The organism is Micromonospora sp. WMMD754 (assembly GCF_049315235.1).
In the GTDB taxonomy this organism is placed as follows: domain Bacteria; phylum Actinomycetota; class Actinomycetes; order Mycobacteriales; family Micromonosporaceae; genus Micromonospora; species Micromonospora sediminicola.
Map to the genome: position 1 here is coordinate 2547380 of NZ_CP186058.1, position 18881 is coordinate 2566260.

Consider the following 18881-nt stretch of genomic DNA (forward strand, 5'->3'; position numbering starts at 1 on the left):
CGCCAGCTTGCCACCCGAGGAGCGCGGCGCGCGGGAGGTCCGGGTCTGCCAGGTCGGCTGGCGCGGGTCGTCGTTCTGCACGACGACGTCGGCGCGCTCCGTCGGGCGGGCCCGGGAGAAGTAGAGCCGCTGGGCGGGGAGGTAGCGCTCGCGCCACCGCCGGTCCACGTCGGCCCGGGACGAGACGTGGCGCTCCCGGACCACCGCACGATCGACGGTCCGGTCGGGCGCGGTCGACACGAAGACGCGCAGCTCCCACCGGTCGATCAGTTCCGGCCGCAGGAGGAAGACGCCGTCGACGACCAGCACGGCGTCGGCGGGGGCGGTCACGACCGGCGGGGCCAGCACCGTGTCGGTGCGGTGGTCGTAGACCGCGTGCTGGAAGCGTCGGTCCCCACCCGGGCCGAGCGGATCGAGCAGAACTCGGCGCAGCGCCCGGTGGTCGTGGGTGTCGACGTAGCAGCCCTCGGCCGAGTACTCGCCGCGCCGGTAGCGCAGCGCCCTGGGGAAGAGGAAGTCGTCGACGGTCGCCCGGACGACGGTCCGGCCCCGTGCGCGCAGGACCGCCGCCAGCTCGTCGGCGAGCGTGGTCTTGCCGGCGGCGGGCGGCCCGTCGACGGCGACCCGGACCGGGTGCGCCACGGCGACGGAGCCGACCGCGTCGGCCAGGCGGCCGAGCAGCTCCGCCCGCGTGCCTCGGCCCATGTCAGCCCGGTCCCCCTTCTCACTACAGGTACGGTCGCGTGATCAACTCGATCGCGTGGCCCGCGGGATCCTTGAAGTAGAAACCGCGACCGCCGTGCTCGGTGTTGGTTTCCCCCGGCCGTTTCATCTGCGGGTCGGCCCAGTACGTGATGCCTCGCGCCTCGATGTGCCTCAGGCACGTCGCGAACAACTCGTCGTCGACGAGGAAGGCGTAGTGCTGCATCTGGATGTCCACCGGCGGCTCGGCGAACTGGAGCAGCACACCTCCGTCCAGCAGGACATTGACGAACGGCCCCCAGGAGGGTGCTTCCGGAAGCTGGAACAGTTCCCGGTAGAACGCCGCCGACGCGTTCTTGTCCCTGGCAGCGATGATGGTGTGGTTGAACGCGACTGTCATCCGTACCGTCCTTCCGGTCGATCCGAAGACCCGAACGGAAGCCCATGCGCCCACCAGCCGTACCGCTGAGGTAGCCGGAACCTCCATGGGTAGGCCCATCTGGGGCGCGGGCGAAGGCTAACACAGCGCGAAAGCGCGCTACCGACCGTCATGTTCCACGCCGATGGCGGACGGCGCGGGGGTCAGACCCGGCTCGACGCGGGGCAGGAGCAGACTGACCATGGCGATGGCCACGCCCAGCCCGGCCGCCATGAGGAAGACCAGGTCGTAACCGGCGGCGAGGGCGGCTGCCAGGGCTGTCCCCTCGGCCTCCGCCGCGGCTCGGGTGCTGGCGGCCGTCGCCAGCACCGCCAGGCCGACCGAACCGCCCACCTGGCTGGCGGTGCTGGCCAGGCCGCCGATCGTTCCCGCGTCCGTCGCGGGGGTGTCCGCGGTTGCCGCGGCCATCAGGGTGGGGAAGGTCAAGCCGATGCCGGCCGCGACGAGCAGCGTGGGCCCGAGCACGCCGGCGACGTAACCGGTGTCGGCGTGCGTCTGGGCGAGCCAGCCGAAGCCTGCCACGGAAAAGGCGCAGCCGGTCAGCACGAGCGGACGTACGCCGGAGCGAGGCAGCAGCGCGGCCGCCCATCGCGCGATCACGACGAACGCCACCGCCGCCGGCGTCTGCCCGAGCCCGGCATGCAGCGCGTCGTAGCCGAGCGCGTTCTGCAGGGCCAGCGACGTGAAGTACCACATCGCGATGGTGATCCCTCCGAACAGCAGCAGCATCACGTTGCCGATGGCCACCGTGCGGATGGTGAACAGCCGCAGGGGCATCATCGGGAACGCGGCGAGGCGTGCCTCCACCGTGGTGAAGACGGCGAGCAGGAGCAGACCCGCCACGATCGGCCCGAGAACCGGTCGGGCCGACCAGCCGTGATCCGCGCTCTGCATCACCCCGTAGATCAGTGCGGCGAGCCCTGCCGTCCCCGTGACCGCTCCCGCGAGATCGAAGGGCCCGCGTCGAACGGATCGTGGTCGGGCCAGGGACATCAGGGCCACCACGATGAGCGCCACGCCGATCGGTACGTTGATGAGGAAGACCCATCGCCACGACAACCCGGTGGTGAGGAGCCCACCCGCCACGGCGCCGGCCATGCCGCCGACCCCACCTGAGGCTGACCATGCGCCGAATGCCCGGGCGCGGGCCCGCGCGTCGGGGAAACTGGTATTGATCACTGCCAGCGTCGCCGGGGCCAGCATGGCCGCCCCTATGCCCTGCACGACGCGGGACGCCACGAGCACCTCGGAAGCGGTCGCCAGGCCGCCCACCAGACTCGGGACGGAGAACGACAGCAGCCCGGCGACCAGCATCCGACGGTGGCCGAGGAGGTCCGCCGCGCGGCCGCCCAGCAGCATGAAGCCGGCGAAGGTGAGCAGGTAGCCGTTCACCACCCAGGCGAGCCCGGTGGGGGTGAAGGCGAGATCCCGCTGGATCGAGGGCAGGGCGACGTTCACGATGGACGCGTCCAGGATCACCATGAACTGGCAGGCACACACCAGTGCGAGGACCACCCGGCCGGAGCCGGTGACCGGCCGCTCCCGCCGGGTCGTGGTGCCGATGCTCGTCACGCCCTCCTCCGGTGCCGGTCCGCCGTTCACGCGGTCCGCAGCCTTGTCTCGTTCCCGGAGAGATCGGCGGTCCGGTCGCCGCCTTCCAGGAGCCGGATCGCCGTTCGGGCCAGCCGCCGTCCCTGGTGCCGGGCGGCCTCCAGGGTCGCGACGTCGGGGCCGTTCCCGGTCGGTCCGGTCACCGACGACGTGCCATAGGGGTTGCCCCCGGCGGCGTACACGGCCGGATCGGTGAACCCGGGCGGGACGATGAGCGATCCCCAGTGGTAGAAGACGTTGCTCAGCGACAGGATCGTCGCCTCGCTGCCGCCGTGCCGGTTGAACGCCGAGGTGAAGGCGGTCACCGGCTTGTCGGCCAGTTTCCCTTCGCGCCACAGTCCGCCGGCCTGGTCGATGAACTGCTTGAGCTGGGCGGCCGGCGCGCCGAAGCGGGTCGGCGTGCCGAACGCGTAGGCGTCGGCCCAGGCCAGGTCCTCGATCGAGGCTTCGGTGGTCGACGTGGCGGCGGTGACGTGGCGGCGCCACTGCGGGTTCTGGTCGATCGCACTGGCGGGCGCCAACTCGGCGACGCGGCGCAGCCGTACGACGGCCCCGGTCGCAGCGGCGCCCTCGGCGACGGCCTGCGCGAGTGTGTGCACGGTCCCGGTGGCGCTGTAGTAGATGACGGCGACCTTCGCGGTCATGCGGTGCTCCTCGGACTGTTACGATTGGTTATCCGCATAATGTTATGCGGATAACTAAAGTGTCAAGGAGTGCCCGTGGACTTCGCGTACGCCGACGCCCTCAACCAGGCCATCCGCCTGCTGAGCCTGCGCCACCGGGCCAGGGCGGCCACGCTGCTGGCCCCGCTCGGCCTGCATCCCGGCCAGGAGGCGCTCCTGCTCGAACTCGACCGGACCGGTCCGCGAATCCAGGCCCAGCTCAGCGACGCCCTCGGGTGCGAGCCGCCCAGCGTCACGCTGATGACCCGCAAGCTCGAAGTCAGCGGTCACATCCGTCGCAAGCCCGCTCCGGCGGACAAGCGCGCCAGCATCGTCGAACTCACCGAGAGCGGCAGAGCTTTGGCCGAGCAGATCAAGCACCTGTGGCGCGGCCTGGCGGAGGAGACCGTCGCCGGGCTGCCGGCCGAAACGGCGGCTGAGCTACCCGGCATCCTCAACGCCATGACCAACAACGTGGACACCCGGCGCTCCGCCGGCCACCCCGCTGCCGACGCGGTCTGAGCGCGGACTCGCAACACGGTCGGCCGCGAATAGTGGCGGATGCCCCTCGTGCCCCACGCACCAGACCCGGTGGCCGCGGCGACAACTCGCTTGCCCGGACGTCGGCCGGGAGATTGACTGCTCGACATGCCGTCCCCCTCCCCGGTCCTCGTCGCCGGTACGGGTCGTTCGGGAACGTCACGGATCGCCGACATCATCGGCGAACATCCGCTGATTCACCGGATCCCCATGGAGACCAGGTTCCTCGTCGACCCCGGTGGCCTGCGGGACCTGACCGACGCGCTCAGCGACCGGTACGACCCGGTCGTGGCCGAGGACGCCCTGCGCCGACTCGGCGAATTCCTCACCGTGCGACTGCCCGGCCGGCGGGACGATCGTGGCAGGACCGTCCCCGAGTTGGTCGGCGAGCGGCGCTACCGGGACGCCGTACACCAGCTCTGGCCCCAGTTGATCGCGGAAGCGTACGACGAACCCGCGCCCCCGGAGGGGTTCGGGAACGGCGACCGGCCCGCGGGACCGTTCGCGCCGGTGAGTCGCCGGCGGGTGCTGCCCCGATACTTCCGTGACCGGAGCGAACTGGTGGCGATCCTCCGGGGCCTGGTCGACACCCTGTTCGGTGGGGCGGCTGCCGACGCGGGCAAACCGACCTGGTGCGAGAAGACGCCGTTCAACCTGCTCAACATGGACTTCCTCGGGGAGTTGGTGCCCGAGGCGACCATCGTGCACATCACGCGCCACCCGGTCTCGGTGCTCGCCTCCCACCTGGACCAGCCGTGGGCGCCGCCGACCGTGGACGGCGTGCTCGCCTACCTCAAGCCGGTCTACCACCGGTGGCTGACCTGGAAGCAGACGGCCGACCTGGCGGGCCGGCGCTACGTCGAGGTGAAGGCGGAGGACCTGGCGGCCGACTGGCCCGGGCAGCGGCGCGCCCTGTTCGAACGGCTCGGGGTGGACGACGTGGTCACCGCGTCCACGTTCCGGTCGCACCGGCTGACGCATCGCGCCGACCAGTTCGACGAGGAGACCCGCAGATCCATCGAGGAAGCTCTCGGCCCGGTCATCCCCGCCATGGGATACGAGTACGGCACGGCTTCCTGACCTGACCCGAGCGGGACCGGGCCCTCACCCGGGACGGCCGGCCCGGTCGGGTCACGTCCTGCGGCGCAGTTCCCGGAGCACGCCGTGCCGTCGCAGCGCCCACGCCAGCCGCCGCGCGCTCGGGTGCCGGACGAACAGCACGGCCGCCCGGCGGATCAGGCCGAACCGGTTGTCGCTCACCTGGTCGTCGACCGCCCGCCAGATCAGCTCGCGCACGGCGGCGCTGTCCAGCACGGCCCGCACCTCGCGCCGTACCGCGGGGTCTTCCGCCGCCGACGTGACGGCGGTGACCCGGGCCGGCCGGTCGGCGATCGGCTCCACCGCCGCGGCGACGAGCGGCCGGCGTACGGTGTCCCGCTCCAGCAGCAGCAACACCGCCTCCCGGACCTCGGTGGTCTCCAGGCCGGAGCGCAGCAGGCCCAGCAGGCTCCGCTCGACCTCGCGGTCGCGGTCCGGGAGCGACAGCGCGGCCAGCAGGACGGTCACCTCGTCGAGGTCGACGAGGTGGCGCAGCCCGTCGCGGAACTCCGGCAGGGCCCAGGCCACCGTCAGCCCGCGTGCGAGATCGCGGTTCATGGGCGTCTGGCTACCCGGAGGCGGCGGTCGCCGAAACGCCGTGCGGGCATTGCCATGTTGGTTAACTGGTGTTCTACTGAACCATAACAATCTGACGGAGGGTCACCAGGGTGATCAACTTTCATGTCGACCGGTCCAGCAGCGTCCCCGCGTACGCCCAGCTGGTCCGCCAGGTCCGCGACGCGCTGCGGATCGGGACGTTGCGACCCGGGGACCAACTCCCCACCGTGCGCAGCGTGGTGACGTCGTGCACGGTCAACCCGACCACCGTGCTCAAGGCCTACCGGGAGCTGGAGCTGTCCGGCCTGGTGGAGGCGCGGCAGGGCGCGGGCACGTTCGTCAGCGGGACGCTCGGCCACGCGGATCCGCACGTCATGGCCCGCCTGCGGGGCAGCCTGGCCCGCTGGCTCGGCCAGGCCCGGGAGGCCGGCCTGGAGGACGAGGACGTCCAGGCGCTGCTCGCGTCGGTGATCGGGGAGAACGCGGCGCTCCGGAACAGGGAGGGCGCGGCGTGAGCGGCCAGCCGGTCGCCGTCGAGGCCCGCGACCTGAGCCGGCGCTACGGCGCGGTGTGGGCGCTGCGGGAGTGCGACTTCGCGCTGCCGACGAACCGGATCGTCGCGCTGGTCGGCGCGAACGGCGCGGGCAAGTCGACGCTGCTGAGCATCATCGCCGGCACCCTGTCGGCGACCGGCGGCACGCTGCTCGTGCACGGCCGGCCGGTGGCGCGGGGCCGGTCCACCGACGGGGGGAGCAGGGTCGCGATCCTGGCTCAGGACAAGCCGCTCTACCGCGACTTCACCGTGTCGGACATGCTCCGCTTCGGCCGGTCGACCAACCGCGTGTGGGACCAGCGGCGCGCGCTGTCGTGGCTGAGGCGCTTCGACGTCCCCCTGGACCGGCGCTGCGGCAAGCTTTCCGGTGGGCAGCGGGCGCAGGTCGCGCTGGCGGTCGCGCTCGGCTCCCGCCCGGCGGTGCTGCTGCTGGACGAACCCCTCGCCAACCTGGACCCGGTGGCCCGCACCGAGGTGACCGGCGAGTTGATGGCGGAGGCCGCAGACGACGACATGACCGTCATGCTGTCGACCCACATCATCGCCGAGCTGAGTGGCGTCGGTGACCACCTGCTGCTGCTCGACGCGGGCCGGCCCGTGCTCACCGGCGACGTCGAGGACCTCCTCGACGGCCACGTCCGGATGACCGGACCCCGCGCCGACGAACCACCCGGCCCGGGCACTGTGGTCCAGGCGCAGCACACCGAACGCCAGTCCACCTTCGTCCTCCGGCGGCCGGCGGCACCGACGGCGCACGCCGTCGTGGCACCCGGCTGGACCGTCCAGCCCGTCGCCCTGGACGAGCTGATCCTGACCTACCTCCGGGCGTCGTCCCGGGCGCCGCACGAGCGGGAGGCAGCCGCATGAGCCAGGTGACCCGGGCGTCCGCCGCCACGAACCGCCAGGACGACCTGGGGTACGCCGGTGGCGTACGCGGTCTGCTCTGGCTGACCTGGCGTCAGCACCGCTGGACCCTGATCGGCACGCTGGTCCTGGCCGCGGTCCTGGTGGGCTGGATGACCTACCTGTCGGTGGAGCTGACCAGCCTGTGGCACCAGTGCCACGAGACGTTCTGCCCGGAGGACTCGCCGCAGGGCCGGCGGCTCGGCGGATCGTCCCCCCTGGTCATGACCCTGGCCGCCCTGTCGTTGGTGGTGCAGTGGATGCCGCTGCTGATCGGTGCGTTCGTCGGCGTCCCGGTGCTGACCAGGGAACACGAGCAGCGCACCCTGCTGCTGGCCTGGAGTCAGGACGTCTCCCCGCAGCGCTGGCTGTGGACCAGGCTGACAGTGCTCGGCCTGTTCGTGGCGGCCGTGACCAGTGCCGTCGCCGTCGTCAGCGACCGCCTGGAGCGACTCCAGGCCCTGGTCGCCCCGGTGAGCCTGTTCGAGCACGGGCCGTTCATCAACACCGCGATGCTGCCGGCCGTGATCAGCCTGTGCTGGTTCGCGGTCGGCGTCGCACTCGGCGCCGCGATCAGGCGTACGCTCCCCGCCGTGTTCGCCGTGGCGGCGGGTTTCGTCGGCCTGACCTACCTGGTCAAGTGGCGCTATCCCACCCTGAGGGAGCCGTTGTCCGCGCACCGGCCCATCGGCGGGCCGAACCTCGACGTGCTGCGCGACAACGCCCTGGTCGTCAAGGGTGGGCTGATCAGCTATGGATTGGACGGGCCGTCCGGCGCGTTCGACGCCTCGGGGCGCGAGCTGAGCGGCGTCGAGCTGCAACAGCTCTGCCCGCCCGACAACGGCACCGGCCGGACGTTCGTCTGCTTCGCCGAGCACCACCTCCAGCAGCACCTGCAATACCAGCCGGGCAGCCGGATCCCCGAGTTCCACCTGATCGTCGCCGGCGGCTACCTGGGCCTGACCGCGCTGGCGCTCCTGGTCGTCTGGTGGCTCGTCCGCCGCACCGACCTCAGCGCGGGTTGACCCTCAGGTCCCGGTGGGGCGCGGGGTGAAGAAGCGGACGATGTCGTCGGCGGCGGTGGGGGACAGCATCATCGCGTGCACCCGAGCCGACATCTCGGCGATCGGGCGGATCCGGGCGAACATCGCCTCCTCGTACGCCCGGAGCGCCGCGTCGGGGTCGGCGGGTGCGGCAACCAGGCGGGCGGCGAGGTCGGCGGCGTCGCGCATCGCCTGGTTGGCGCCCTCGCCGACCGGTGGCAGGAGGTGCGCGGCGTCACCGATGAGGGTCACGCCCGGGCGGTGGGCCCAGCGGATGTCGGTGGACATGGCCTCGATGGTGCGGGGCGTCGGCGGGTCGTCCGCGGCGTCGATGAGCGCGGTGAGGCGGGGGTGCCAGCCGTCGAACAGGTCGAGCACGGCGCGCTTGCTGCGATAGGCCCCGGCCGGGTGGCCCACCGCCGGCAGCGAGACGCCGACGCGGATGCGACCGTCGCCGAGGCGTTGCGCGGACAGGACCTGCCGCGCGCCCATGCCCCAGAGGTTGCCGGGACCGACCATCTCGGCGACCTCCGGGTGGTCCCGGTCCGCGTCCCGGATCGTCAGCTCCACCAGGGTGGAGATGGCGGACGGCGTGGCGTCGGTCAGCAGCGACCGGACGACCGAGCGAGCGCCGTCCGCGCCGATCAGGAGGTCGCAGTCGGCGCGGTGGCCGCCGTCGAACGTCAGCCCGAAGCCGCCGGCGGGGTGCGGCGACACGGCGACGAGCCGCCGGTGCCAGGTCACCGCGTCGGCGGGGAGCGAGTCGAGCAGGAGGTCCCGGAGCGCCCCGCGGTCGATCTCGGGGCGGCCGGCGAAGGAGCCCGGATCCGGCCTGTGGTGCACGAGGGTGCGTCCGGCCGGGTCGAGGATGCGGTGTTCCTCGCCCTGCGGTCGCGCCTCGGACCGGAAGCGCTCGGTCAGCCCCGCGTCGGCCAGGGCCCGCTGCCCCGACTCCGGGTGCAGGTCGAGCGAACCGCCCGGGGCCCGTGCGGACCGGGTCGCCTCACGTTCGTAGACCACGGCGCCGATGCCGTGCCGGTGCAGGATCCGGGCCAGCGTCAGGCCGCCCAGGCCGCCGCCGACGATCGCGATGCGCATCCGCGCCTCCCTTGCCGTACACTGTATTTCGTGGATACACCGTACGGTAGCGTGCCGTTGCCGGTCTGGGAACGGCCCGAGCCCCGGCCGCGGGCGACGCCGGTGCCACTGACCCGCGCGCAGATCGCCGACGCCGCCGTCCGACTCGCCGACGCGGCCGGCCTGGAAGGGTTGTCGGTCCGCAAGCTGGCCAAGGAGCTGGGCGTCGGGCCGATGCGGCTCTACGACTACGTAGCGAACCGGTCCGAACTGCTCGACCTGATGGTCGACGCCGTCTACGCCCAGATCGCCGACGCCGACCGGCACGCCGGGTGGCGCGACACGGTGCTGGCGGTCATGCGCCGGACCCGCGCCGCCGCGCTCGACCACGAATGGTTCCCCGACCTGCTCGGCGCGCGGCCCCACCTGGGGCCGCACGCGCTCGCCGTGGCCGAGACGACCGCCGCGGCGCTCAGCCAGGCCCCGGGGGTACGCGACGTGGACGACCTCCAGCGGGCCCTCGGCGCGCTCAACGCGTTCCTCGTCGGTGCGCTCCGCCGGGAGATCGCCGAGCGGCGCACCGCCCGCGCGACCGGCGCCGACCTGTCCGCCTGGCAGGCCGCGCACGGCCCCTACCTGACCCGCATGCTCGACACCGGCCGCTATCCCACCGTGGCCCGTCTCGTCGTCGACGGCGCCCACCTCGACGCCGAGGACACCTTCCACCGCAACCTGACCACCGTCCTGGACGGCGTCGCCGGCATGGAGCACCCGGCCTGATCCGCCGAACCGAAGGAGCGGAGGGCCGGGCTTGCCCGTGTTGTTACTGGCGAGTAGCGTTCGGGCATGTCCATCGACTCTCGCCAGGTGGCGGCCGGTCTCCTCGAAGCCGTGCCGTTCGCCCGCACGCTCGGAATCGAAATCGTCGAGGTGGCGCCCGAGGCCGAGGGCGGGGTCCGGGCCGTGGTCCGCCTCCCCGACGACCCGGCGCACCGCAACCACGTGGGCGGCCCGCACGCCGGCGCCATGTTCACGCTGGGCGAGACCGCCTCCGGTGCGGTGGTCCTGGCCGCGTTCGGGCAGGTGCTCGACCGGGCCGTACCCCTGGCCGTGACCGCGACCATCCGCTACCTCAAGGTGGCGATGGGGCCGGTGCGGGCCACCGCGCGGCTCGGGCGTCCGCCCGCCGACGTGCTGGCCGAGCTGGACGGCGGCACGCGGCCCGAGTTCCCGGTCGAGGTGGAGATCGGCACCGAGGACGGCACCGTCACCTCCGCACTCACCGTCACCTGGACGCTGCGCCCCAACCGCTGAGCCGGTGAATCGGGTTTGCCCGGCCGACGGCCTGGATAGATTCAGGCAATGCTGGGCCTACCCGCGCACGTGACCGCGTGTCTCTTCGATCTGGACGGTGTGCTGACGCAGACCGCCAAGGTGCACAACGCCGCCTGGGCCGAGACGTTCGACGCGTTCCTGCGACGCCGGTCGGCCGAGACCGGCGAGCCGTTCCGCCCGTTCGACAGCGGACCGGACTACAACCGGTACGTGGACGGAAAGCCCCGCGCCGACGGCGTGCGATCGTTCCTGGCCTCACGCGGCATCACGCTGCCCGAGGGCGCGCCGGACGACCCGCCGGAAGCGGACACCGTCAACGGCATCGGCAACCGGAAGAACGTCGTGCTGCTCCAACGGATCGAGCACGACGGGGTCGAGGTCTACGACGGCTCGGTGCGCTACCTGGAGGCCGCGACCCGGGCCGGGCTGCGCCGGGCGGTCGTCTCGGCCAGCGCCAACTGCGCCGCCGTGGTGCACGCCGCCGGGCTGGACCGCTGGCTGGAGGCCCGGGTGGACGGGGTGGTCGCCCGCGAACGCGGGCTGCGGGGCAAGCCGCACCCGGACACGTTCCTCCAGGGCGCGCGGCTGCTCGGCGTCGAACCGGCGAACGCCGCCGTCTTCGAGGACGCGCTCGCCGGAGTGGCCGCCGGGAAGGCCGGCGGCTTCGGGTACGTGGTCGGCGTCGACCGGGTCGGCCAGGCCGACGAGCTGCGCGCACACGGCGCCGACGTGGTGGTCACCGACCTCGCCGACCTGCTCGCCCCGGAGCCGGCCGCGTGATCCGGGAGCGGGCGTACCCGGTCGAGCCCTGGCACATCCGCGAGGTGCGCCTCGACATGGACGTGCTGGCCCAGTCCGAGTCGGTCTTCGCGCTCTCCAACGGGCACATCGGCCTGCGCGGCAACCTCGACGAAGGGGAGCCGCACGGCCTGCCCGGCACCTACCTGAACTCGTTCTACGAGCTGCGTCCGCTGCCGTACGCGGAGGCCGGCTTCGGCTTTCCCGAGTCCGGGCAGACCATCGTCAACGTCACCAACGGCAAGCTGATCCGGCTGCTCGTCGACGACGAGCCGCTCGACGTCCGCTACGGCGAGCTGCTCGCCCACGAGCGGGTCCTCGACCTGCGCGCCGGCACGCTCCAGCGGGAGGTGCACTGGCGCTCACCCGCCGGCCGCGAGGTCAAGGTCCGCAGCACCCGGCTGGTGTCCTTCACCCACCGCTCGGTCGCGATGATCAACTACGAGGTGGAGGCGGTCGACGGGCCGCTGCGGCTGATCCTCCAGTCCGAGCTGGTGGCGAACGAGTCGCTGCCGCCGCAGAGCCGCGACCCCCGGGTCGCCGCCGTCCTCGAATCGCCGTTGCAGGCCGAGGAGGAGCTGACCACCGACGACGGTGGCCTGCTCATCCACCGCACCAAGGTCAGCGGCCTGCGGGTCGCCGCCGCGATGGGGCACGACGTGCACGGCCCGGAACGCACCACCATCGAGTCCGAGGGCTACCAGGACTGGGTCCGCACCACCATCGGCTGCGTGCTCAAGCCCGGCGAGAAGCTGCGGGTGGTCAAGTACCTGACGTACGGCTGGTCCAGCCGCCGGTCGCTGCCGGCGCTGCGCGACCAGGTCGGCGCCGCGCTGTCCTCCGCCCGCCTCGACGGCTGGGACGGAATGCGCCGGGCGCAGCGGGAATACCTGGACACGTTCTGGGACGCCGCCGACGTGCGGGTGGAGGGCGACCCGGAGGTCCAGCAGGCCGTCCGGTTCGGGCTGTTCCACGTGCTCCAGGCCGGCGCCCGCGCGGAACGGCGGCCGATCTCCGCCAAGGGCCTCACCGGCCCCGGGTACGACGGGCACGCGTTCTGGGACACCGAGATGTTCGTGCTGCCGGTGCTCACGTACACCCAGCCGGGCGCGGTGCGGGACGCGTTGCAGTGGCGCTACGCCACCCTCGCCCAGGCGCAGGAGCGGGCCCGCACCCTCAACCTCGACGGCGCCGCCTTCCCGTGGCGCACCATCGAGGGGCCCGAGTCGTCCGCGTACTGGCCGGCGGGGACCGCCGCGTTCCACATCGCCGCCGACATCGCCGACGCGCTGCGCCGTTACGTGCTGGTCACCGGCGACGAGGCGCTGGAACGGGAGATCGGGCTGGAACTGCTGGTGGAGACCGCCCGGCTGTGGCGGTCGCTCGGCCACCACGACCGCGCCGGCCGGTTCCACATCGACGGGGTGACCGGCCCGGACGAGTACACCGCGGTGAAGAACGACAACGTCTACACCAACCTGATGGCCCAGCGGAACCTGCTCACCGCCGCCGACTGCGCGATGCGCTACCGGGACCAGGCGCTCGACCTCGGCGTCACCGAGGAGGAGGCCGCCGCCTGGCGGGACGCCGCGAACGACATGCACGTCCCGTACGACGCGGACATCGACGTGCACGAGCAGGTGGAGGGCTTCACCCGGTTGCAGGAGTGGGACTTCGAGCACACGCCGCCGGAGAAGTATCCGCTGCTGCTGCACTACCCGTACTTCGACCTGTACCGCAAGCAGGTGGTCAAGCAGGCCGACCTGGTGCTGGCCATGCACTGGCGGGGCGACGCGTTCAGCCCCGCCGAGAAGCTGCGCAACTTCACCTACTACGAGCGGCGCACCGTCCGCGACTCGTCGCTGAGCGCCTGCACGCAGGCGGTGCTGGCGGCCGAGGTCGGCTTCCCCGAGCTGGCCCACCGCTACCTGCGCGAGGCCGCGCTGATGGACCTGCACGACCTCAACGAGAACACCCGCGACGGGGTGCACATGGCGTCCCTGGCCGGCGCCTGGATCGCGCTCGTCGCCGGCTTCGGCGGGCTGCGCGACCACGACGGGACGCTCTCCTTCACGCCCCGGCTCTCCAGCCGGCTCAGCCGCCTGGAGTTCTCGCTCCAGTGGCGGTCCATGCGGTTGCGGGTCGACGTCCGGCCGCACCAGACCACCTACTCGCTGCGCAACGGCGGCCCCGACACGGTGCTGGACCTGCTGCACCACGGCCAGCCGCTGCGGGTCACCTGCGCCCGACCGGTCACCGTGCCGGTGCCGCCGGCCCACCCGTCCGGCCCGCAGCCGGAACAGCCGCAGGGTCGGGCTCCGCTGATGCACCTGCCGGAACACCTGAGCTGAGCGGCCCCACCGTTCTTGTCGGCGGGGCCGCCCGGTGCCCGTACCTCAGAACTGAGGGCCGTTGGACGGACGCCCGCCGGCGTCCCGCGGCGCGGTCGCGCGCGGGTCGTCGGAGGTACGCGCCACGGCGGCGCGGTCGGCCCACTCCGGCGAGCGCTCCAACTCCTGCTTACGGCGTTCCTGGTCGCTGAGTTCCCGCTCCCGGGACCTGTCCTTCTTCGCCATCGGAGATCCTCGCGATCGGTCGGGGTCCGTGGTCACCCCGCGGGTTCCCGCCCGGCGGCGGCTCAACCGTCCAGGTGACCGGTGAAGCTCTGCCGGAGGTGGTTCTTCGGCCGCGAACCGACGATGGAGCCGACCACCTCGCCGCCGCGGAAGACCAGCATCGTCGGGGCGGACATCACCTGGTAGGCCCGCGTGGTGGCCGGATTCTCGTCGGTGTTGACGGTCACGAAGCGCAACGCGTCACCGAACTCCTCGGCCAGCTCGGCCAGGTGCCTCGACACCACCCGGCAGGGCGGGCACCACTCGGCCCAGAAGTCGACCACCACCGGCCGGTCGGCGGCCAGCACGGCGGTCGCGAACGTGGCGTCCGTGACCGCCGTCAACCGGCCGGTCTGCGTGTCCTGAGGCATGTTTCCTCCCGATGGGCGATCGCGCGGGCGAGCTGGTCGTGCAGCCGGCGGCGGACCAGGCCGAGCCGGTCGAGGTAGTCGTCCACCTCGGCCAGCTTGCGGCGCAGCACGGCCACCGAGTCGGGACAGACGTCGCCGGAGTCGTGGCCGGCGCGCAGGCAGGCGACGAACGGCCGGATGTCGTCCAGACCGAACCCGATCGCCAGCAGGGAGCGGATCTCGTGCACGACGCGCAGCTCCGCCTCGTCGTAGACCCGGTATCCGTTGGCCGACCGGCGCGGCCGGACCAGCCCCTGCGTCTCGTAGTAGCGCAGGGTCCGGGCGCTCGTACCGGCCCGCTCCGCCAGCTCACCGATCCGCATGGGCGTTCCCCCGTCCGTCTCTGGTGCCGACGCTAAACCTTGCCGCCGACGTCAAGGCAACCCCGCCGACCAGTCGACAGGACGCGTCACCTGCCCTGCGCACGGCAAGGTGGGGATGCGCGGTCACCGTCAGTAGCGAGCTCGTAGGGCGATCGCCGAATGACCGATATACCGCTGAGTCATTTTCATGACCCAGCGGTATATCGGTCGGAGGTGACGTGTCGCCGCGCGAGCCGGGGCCGTCGGCATGTGGCCAGTGGGCCGAGGGCCGGCCGCGAGTCGGGTCCCGCCGCGAGTCGTTCGTGCTATCAGCTCGAAAGGCGGTGCGAACCCTGTCCTCGTCCGAGCCGGGCAGCCCGGCCCGGTCGCGGGCCACGTCAGGTTCGATGCGGAGTCGGGCCGCCGCCGCACGGCGGAGCTGAGGGTCGACCTCATGATCGCGGGAGAGGGGGGTATGGGGGACCGGGGGTGAGGGGTGTGCGTGAGGTTTCGGTACCGGTTGTCGAGGGTGGGCTGGTGGGGGACGTGTCGGTGCCCTCGGGGGCCGGCGGGGTGGTGCTGTTCGCGCACGGGAGCGGCAGCTCCCGGCACAGTCCGCGCAACGTCGCGGTCGGGCAGGCGCTGAACGCGCGCGGGCTCGCCACCGTGCTGGTGGACCTGCTGACCGTCGACGAGGAGGCGCGCGACGAGGTCACCGCGGAGCTGCGCTTCGACATCGGGATGCTCGCCGAGCGGCTGGCCGGGATCGTCGACTGGATGAGTGCCGACCCGGAACTCGGGCGGCTCCCGATCGGGCTATTCGGCGCCAGCACCGGGGCGGCCGCCGCCCTGGTCGCGGCCGCGACCAGACCCGAGCGGGTGGGCGCGGTGGTCTCCCGGGGCGGCCGGCCGGATCTGGCGGGCAGCTCCCTGTCGGCGGTACGCGCGCCGACGCTGCTGCTCGTCGGCGGGCTGGACGAGCAGGTGATCGTGCTCAACGAGCAGGCCCGGGACGCGCTCGGCGAAGTGGCGGAGCTGCGGATCGTGCCCGGCGCCACGCACCTGTTCGAGGAGCCCGGCACGCTGGAGCAGGTGGCCGACCAGGCCGGCGCCTGGTTCGTCACCCACCTGCGCCAGCCGCACCCGGCCTGACGTCAGCCGGTGGCCTCGGCCCGGCGGGTGACCTCGCCGGAGCGGTGCCGTTGCACGGTGTCCAGCACCCGCCAGAGCACGGCGGCGATCGGCACCGAGACGAATGCGCCGGCCACCCCGGCGACCAGCGTGCCGGCGGTGACCACGACCAGGATGACCGCCGGGTGCAGCTGCACCTGCCGCCGCATCACCAGCGGCTCCAGCAGGTTGCCCTCGATCTGCTGCACGGCGATCACCGCGGCCAGCGTGAGCAGCGCCGTGGTGGGACCGTTGGCGGCCAGCGCGACCAGCACCGCCACCGCGCCGGCGACGGTGGCGCCGATGATCGGCACGAACCCGCCGAGGAACGTGATCAGGGCCAGTGGCAGCGCCAGCGGGACGCGCAGCACGACCAGCGCCAGCCCGATGCCGAGGGCGTCGATCGCCGCGATGATCATCGTGCCCCGGCTGTACGCGCCGAGCGTCCGCCAGCCGGCCCGGCCCGCCTTCGCGGTCAGGTCGCGGCGCGGACCGGCCATCCGGCGCAACACCCAGTGCCACATCGAGCGGCCGTCCTTGAGCAGGAAGAAGAGCAGCACCAACCCGAGCAGCAGCGAGCCGACCGCCTCGGCCGCCTTGCGCGCACCCGCGACCGGGTCGGGCGCACTGCCACTCAAACCCTGCCGAACCTGCTCGACCAGCCGGTCGAGCTGCTGGTCGCTCACCGGGAGGGTGGAGGTGACGAAGTCGCGGCTGCGTTGCAGGCCCTCGTCGAGCTGCTGGCTCAACTCGCCGAACTGGCTGGCGGTGAGGTTCCAGACCAGGGCGCCGACGCCGACCAGGACGCCGAGCAGCAGCAGGATGGAGAGCAGGGCGGCGAGCGCGGCCGGCACCCGCAGCCGGCGCAGCCGGACCAGGACCGGGTCGAGCAGCGCGGTCAGGAAGAGCGTGCCGGCCAGGGCCACGGCCAGCGGCGCCAGCAGCACCGCGACCTTCCCGAGCAGCCACAGCCCGGCCGCGATCACCAGGAGGCAGGCGCTCCAGGTGACCGCCGTGCGTACCGGCCAGGGCAGGCCGGCCCAGGTCTGCCGGGGGCCGGTCGTCGGGGCCGGCCGCGTCGGCCCGGTGGTACCAGCGTCGTCGTCCACGTCGCCTCCTCGATCGTGGCCGTTGGTACCCGACGCGCGCGAATCCGACACCCGGGCGGTGACCACCCGTCCGGTGTTTGTGCCCCCGGCCCCAGGGAAGGCTTTCAACGTACCGAAGGGAGAACCGACATGAGCGACTTCATGGACAAGGCCAAGGACTTCGCCGACAAGCACGACGAGCAGGTCGACAAGGGGCTGGACAAGGCCGGCGACATGGCCGACCAGCGCACCGGCGGCGAGTACGACCAGCAGATCGACAAGGGCGTCGACATGGCGCAGCAGCGCACCGGCGAGGGCGACACCGGCCGCTGACCACACGACGGATCACGGGCCGGCCTCCACGCGGAGGCCGGCCCGTTCGGGTCCGGTGGTCAGGAGCTGTAACCGCGGCCGGCGATCCAGTTGGCCAGCTCGGTCACGTCCATCCAGTACGTCGGCTCGTCCGGTCGGGCCGGGTCGGCGATCAGCACCGTGTCGCCGTCGTCCTCGTACCGCACGACGGTCAGGTAGTGGCCCGGGTAGCTGTGCTCCACCCCGTCGACGTCCCGCGCGCCGCCCAGGATGTTCGCCACCACCGGCCGGTCCGCGTCCACGGCGGCCCGGATGTCCGCGCGCAGGCGCTCGACCTGCTCCCGGGTGGCCACGTCGTCGCGGATCTCGGTGGTCTTGTACTTGCCGCCGGTGTACTCGTTCAGCACCCGGGTGATGTCGATGGCCGAGTCGGTGCCGTTCTCGGTGGTGCCCAGCTTGGCCGCCAACTCGTCCTGGCTGACGTCCTTGCCCTCGGCCGACAGCGCGATCCGGGTCGAGGCCGGACCGCAGTAGAAGAAGTTCGGCTGCGCCTGGTACTCGAAGTCGGCGCTGCGGTCGCCCTTGCCCTTCACCGGGGCCGGGGCGGCGTGGGCGGCGGCCGGACCCGCCACGGCGCTGCCGGCGGCGGCCAGGCCGGCGACGGAGAGCAGGCACCTACGGATGATCGGGTTCATGGCGAGGCTCCATTCGGGGGTCGACGCTCCGGTCGGGGAGACGCGGCACCGGGAGTGGCGCTCGGCGTACGGAGAGTGCAACCGCCCTGCTCGGTCGCCCATTTCCGGCCGTGGTCGGGGCCACGGCGGAACCGGACAGACGACGCGCCCGGGCCTCAGTCGGGCAGGCTGCCGAGCAGTCGGGTCACCGCGATCTCGATGACCACCCGCTCGGGATTCGGGCGCGGCGTGCGGTAACGCTCGGCGTACCGGCGCTCGGCCTCGGCCACCGACCCCGGGTCGCGGCGCACCACCGCCCGGCCCTCCACGGTGAGCCACCAGCGGCCGTCGACCTGGCACACCGCCACCGGCATGCCGGCCGCGCCGGCCGCCGCCACGTGCCGCGCCTTCGCCGAACCACCCGAGGTGATCACACGGGCCAGGCCCGCACCGGGGTCGAAGGTCACCCCGACCGGTACGACGTGCGGGGTGCCGTCGGCCCGCAGCGTGGTCAGCGTGGCGAGGTGCCGGTCGGCGAAGAAGCGGGCGACCCGCTGGTCGTGCGGATCCAACCGGTGGTCGCCGGGCATGCCGTCTCCTCGCTCGCCGTGCTCCTGTCGAGCTGATGATCGGTCATCGACGCGGCGTGGCACCCGGCGGGGCGGGCAGTGTGGCGGCCGGGGCGGGACCCGCCGCGCGCTGCGCCGCCCGGTGCTTCGCGGCCAGCCGGCCGAGGTAGAACAGCGCGCCGGCCAGCACGCCCATGTCGTCCAGGTAGATCGGGTCGGGGAGCAGGTCCACCGGCAGGATCGTGTAGATCAACGCGCCGTAGAACGCGACCTTGCCACCGGCGCCGAGCGCACCGAGCATGCGGCGGGTACGGACCACCCGGACGGCGAGCAGCACCGCCCCGACCAGCGTTGCCGCCGCGACGACGGCGGCGAGTGCGACCAGCACCCAGGCTTCACGGGACACACCACCACGCTAGCCG

At 72.8% G+C, this 18881-nt stretch carries 23 protein-coding genes and 1 pseudogene; 11 read left to right on the plus strand and 13 right to left on the minus strand.

Annotated features, from left to right (window positions below; genetic code table 11):
- Positions 1 to 39 precede the first annotated feature (39 nt).
- From ACN27B_RS12420 to wrbA, 4 genes and pseudogenes are all read right to left on the minus strand, one after another.
- Positions 40 to 705: pseudogene (locus ACN27B_RS12420) on the minus strand (hypothetical protein); the annotation flags it as partial.
- A 22-nt stretch (positions 706 to 727) separates the two neighbouring features.
- On the minus strand, positions 728 to 1102 hold the full coding sequence (locus tag ACN27B_RS12425) for a VOC family protein (protein ID WP_422745033.1): 375 nt from the start codon (positions 1100 to 1102) through the stop codon (positions 728 to 730).
- Positions 1103 to 1240: 138 nt separating this feature from the next.
- A complete protein-coding gene (locus tag ACN27B_RS12430; RefSeq protein ID WP_422745035.1) occupies positions 1241 to 2713 on the minus strand; it encodes an MFS transporter in 1473 nt (490 codons plus the stop codon).
- A 26-nt stretch (positions 2714 to 2739) separates the two neighbouring features.
- Positions 2740 to 3396: an NAD(P)H:quinone oxidoreductase gene (gene wrbA / locus ACN27B_RS12435; RefSeq protein ID WP_422745037.1), complete on the minus strand. Its 657-nt coding sequence runs from the start codon at positions 3394 to 3396 to the stop codon at positions 2740 to 2742.
- Between the two features lie 75 nt (positions 3397 to 3471).
- On the opposite strand from wrbA, the gene ACN27B_RS12440 reads away from it, so the two are divergent.
- Positions 3472 to 3936: a MarR family winged helix-turn-helix transcriptional regulator gene (locus ACN27B_RS12440; RefSeq protein ID WP_422745039.1), complete on the plus strand. Its 465-nt coding sequence runs from the start codon at positions 3472 to 3474 to the stop codon at positions 3934 to 3936.
- 228 nt (positions 3937 to 4164) lie between these two features.
- On the plus strand, positions 4165 to 5034 hold the full coding sequence (locus tag ACN27B_RS12445) for a sulfotransferase family protein (protein ID WP_422745041.1): 870 nt from the start codon (positions 4165 to 4167) through the stop codon (positions 5032 to 5034).
- Between the two features lie 51 nt (positions 5035 to 5085).
- Here ACN27B_RS12445 and ACN27B_RS12450 read toward each other — a convergent pair whose 3' ends face one another.
- Positions 5086 to 5610 (minus strand): hypothetical protein, encoded by a 525-nt coding sequence (locus ACN27B_RS12450; RefSeq protein ID WP_422745043.1) that lies wholly within the window; start codon positions 5608 to 5610, stop codon positions 5086 to 5088.
- Between the two features lie 110 nt (positions 5611 to 5720).
- Here ACN27B_RS12450 and ACN27B_RS12455 point away from each other — a divergent pair, with 110 nt between their 5' ends.
- From ACN27B_RS12455 to ACN27B_RS12465, 3 genes are read left to right on the plus strand one after another with little or no spacing between them, the layout of a single operon-like run.
- Positions 5721 to 6125 carry a GntR family transcriptional regulator gene (locus tag ACN27B_RS12455; RefSeq protein WP_422745045.1) on the plus strand — a complete coding sequence of 135 codons (405 nt, stop codon included), beginning with the start codon at positions 5721 to 5723 and terminating at the stop codon, positions 6123 to 6125.
- Positions 6122 to 7030, plus strand: coding sequence for an ABC transporter ATP-binding protein (locus ACN27B_RS12460; RefSeq protein WP_422745047.1), 909 nt, complete (start codon positions 6122 to 6124; stop codon positions 7028 to 7030). Before ACN27B_RS12455 ends, ACN27B_RS12460 begins: the two co-directional genes overlap by 4 nt.
- Complete coding sequence (locus ACN27B_RS12465; protein ID WP_422745049.1) at positions 7027 to 8091, plus strand: ABC transporter permease; 1065 nt, start codon at positions 7027 to 7029, stop codon at positions 8089 to 8091. Before ACN27B_RS12460 ends, ACN27B_RS12465 begins: the two co-directional genes overlap by 4 nt.
- A 3-nt stretch (positions 8092 to 8094) precedes the next feature.
- Here ACN27B_RS12465 and ACN27B_RS12470 read toward each other — a convergent pair whose 3' ends face one another.
- On the minus strand, positions 8095 to 9207 hold the full coding sequence (locus ACN27B_RS12470; protein ID WP_422745051.1) for an FAD-dependent oxidoreductase: 1113 nt from the start codon (positions 9205 to 9207) through the stop codon (positions 8095 to 8097).
- Positions 9208 to 9237: 30 nt separating this feature from the next.
- Here ACN27B_RS12470 and ACN27B_RS12475 point away from each other — a divergent pair, with 30 nt between their 5' ends.
- The 4 genes from ACN27B_RS12475 (at position 9238) to ACN27B_RS12490 (ending at position 13670) form a co-directional block, all read left to right on the plus strand.
- Positions 9238 to 9966 (plus strand): TetR/AcrR family transcriptional regulator, encoded by a 729-nt coding sequence (locus tag ACN27B_RS12475; protein ID WP_253865989.1) that lies wholly within the window; start codon positions 9238 to 9240, stop codon positions 9964 to 9966.
- Positions 9967 to 10032: 66 nt separating this feature from the next.
- Positions 10033 to 10500, plus strand: coding sequence for a DUF4442 domain-containing protein (locus ACN27B_RS12480; protein ID WP_422745054.1), 468 nt, complete (start codon positions 10033 to 10035; stop codon positions 10498 to 10500).
- Between the two features lie 48 nt (positions 10501 to 10548).
- On the plus strand, positions 10549 to 11301 hold the full coding sequence (locus tag ACN27B_RS12485) for a beta-phosphoglucomutase family hydrolase (RefSeq protein WP_099162793.1): 753 nt from the start codon (positions 10549 to 10551) through the stop codon (positions 11299 to 11301).
- Positions 11298 to 13670 carry a glycoside hydrolase family 65 protein gene (locus ACN27B_RS12490; protein ID WP_098743918.1) on the plus strand — a complete coding sequence of 791 codons (2373 nt, stop codon included), beginning with the start codon at positions 11298 to 11300 and terminating at the stop codon, positions 13668 to 13670. The genes ACN27B_RS12485 and ACN27B_RS12490 overlap by 4 nt, the downstream gene beginning before the upstream one ends.
- 45 nt (positions 13671 to 13715) lie before the next feature.
- On the opposite strand, the gene ACN27B_RS12495 is transcribed toward ACN27B_RS12490, so the two are convergent.
- The 3 genes from ACN27B_RS12495 to ACN27B_RS12505 form a co-directional block, all read right to left on the minus strand.
- Positions 13716 to 13895 (minus strand): hypothetical protein, encoded by a 180-nt coding sequence (locus tag ACN27B_RS12495; RefSeq protein WP_091583174.1) that lies wholly within the window; start codon positions 13893 to 13895, stop codon positions 13716 to 13718.
- A 62-nt stretch (positions 13896 to 13957) separates the two neighbouring features.
- On the minus strand, positions 13958 to 14305 hold the full coding sequence (trxA, locus tag ACN27B_RS12500) for a thioredoxin (RefSeq protein WP_099162792.1): 348 nt from the start codon (positions 14303 to 14305) through the stop codon (positions 13958 to 13960).
- Positions 14275 to 14667 (minus strand): MerR family transcriptional regulator, encoded by a 393-nt coding sequence (locus ACN27B_RS12505; protein WP_099162791.1) that lies wholly within the window; start codon positions 14665 to 14667, stop codon positions 14275 to 14277. The genes trxA and ACN27B_RS12505 overlap by 31 nt, the downstream gene beginning before the upstream one ends.
- A gap of 468 nt (positions 14668 to 15135) precedes the next feature.
- Here ACN27B_RS12505 and ACN27B_RS12510 point away from each other — a divergent pair, with 468 nt between their 5' ends.
- The gene (locus ACN27B_RS12510) at positions 15136 to 15798 is read left to right on the plus strand and encodes a dienelactone hydrolase family protein (RefSeq protein ID WP_091583165.1); all 663 of its coding nucleotides are present in this window, start codon (positions 15136 to 15138) and stop codon (positions 15796 to 15798) included.
- Positions 15799 to 15800: 2 nt separating this feature from the next.
- Here the strand turns inward: ACN27B_RS12510 and ACN27B_RS12515 are convergent, their stop codons facing one another.
- A complete protein-coding gene (locus tag ACN27B_RS12515) occupies positions 15801 to 16925 on the minus strand; it encodes an AI-2E family transporter (protein WP_099162790.1) in 1125 nt (374 codons plus the stop codon).
- A 129-nt stretch (positions 16926 to 17054) separates the two neighbouring features.
- On the opposite strand from ACN27B_RS12515, the gene ACN27B_RS12520 reads away from it, so the two are divergent.
- A complete protein-coding gene (locus tag ACN27B_RS12520; protein WP_422745058.1) occupies positions 17055 to 17237 on the plus strand; it encodes an antitoxin in 183 nt (60 codons plus the stop codon).
- A 59-nt stretch (positions 17238 to 17296) separates the two neighbouring features.
- Here ACN27B_RS12520 and ACN27B_RS12525 read toward each other — a convergent pair whose 3' ends face one another.
- From ACN27B_RS12525 to ACN27B_RS12535, 3 genes are all read right to left on the minus strand, one after another.
- A complete protein-coding gene (locus tag ACN27B_RS12525) occupies positions 17297 to 17911 on the minus strand; it encodes a C39 family peptidase (RefSeq protein ID WP_099162789.1) in 615 nt (204 codons plus the stop codon).
- Between the two features lie 155 nt (positions 17912 to 18066).
- On the minus strand, positions 18067 to 18480 hold the full coding sequence (locus tag ACN27B_RS12530; RefSeq protein ID WP_422745061.1) for a pyridoxamine 5'-phosphate oxidase family protein: 414 nt from the start codon (positions 18478 to 18480) through the stop codon (positions 18067 to 18069).
- A 43-nt stretch (positions 18481 to 18523) separates the two neighbouring features.
- Positions 18524 to 18865 carry a YkvA family protein gene (locus ACN27B_RS12535; RefSeq protein ID WP_091583148.1) on the minus strand — a complete coding sequence of 114 codons (342 nt, stop codon included), beginning with the start codon at positions 18863 to 18865 and terminating at the stop codon, positions 18524 to 18526.
- Between the last annotated feature and the right edge of the window lie 16 nt (positions 18866 to 18881).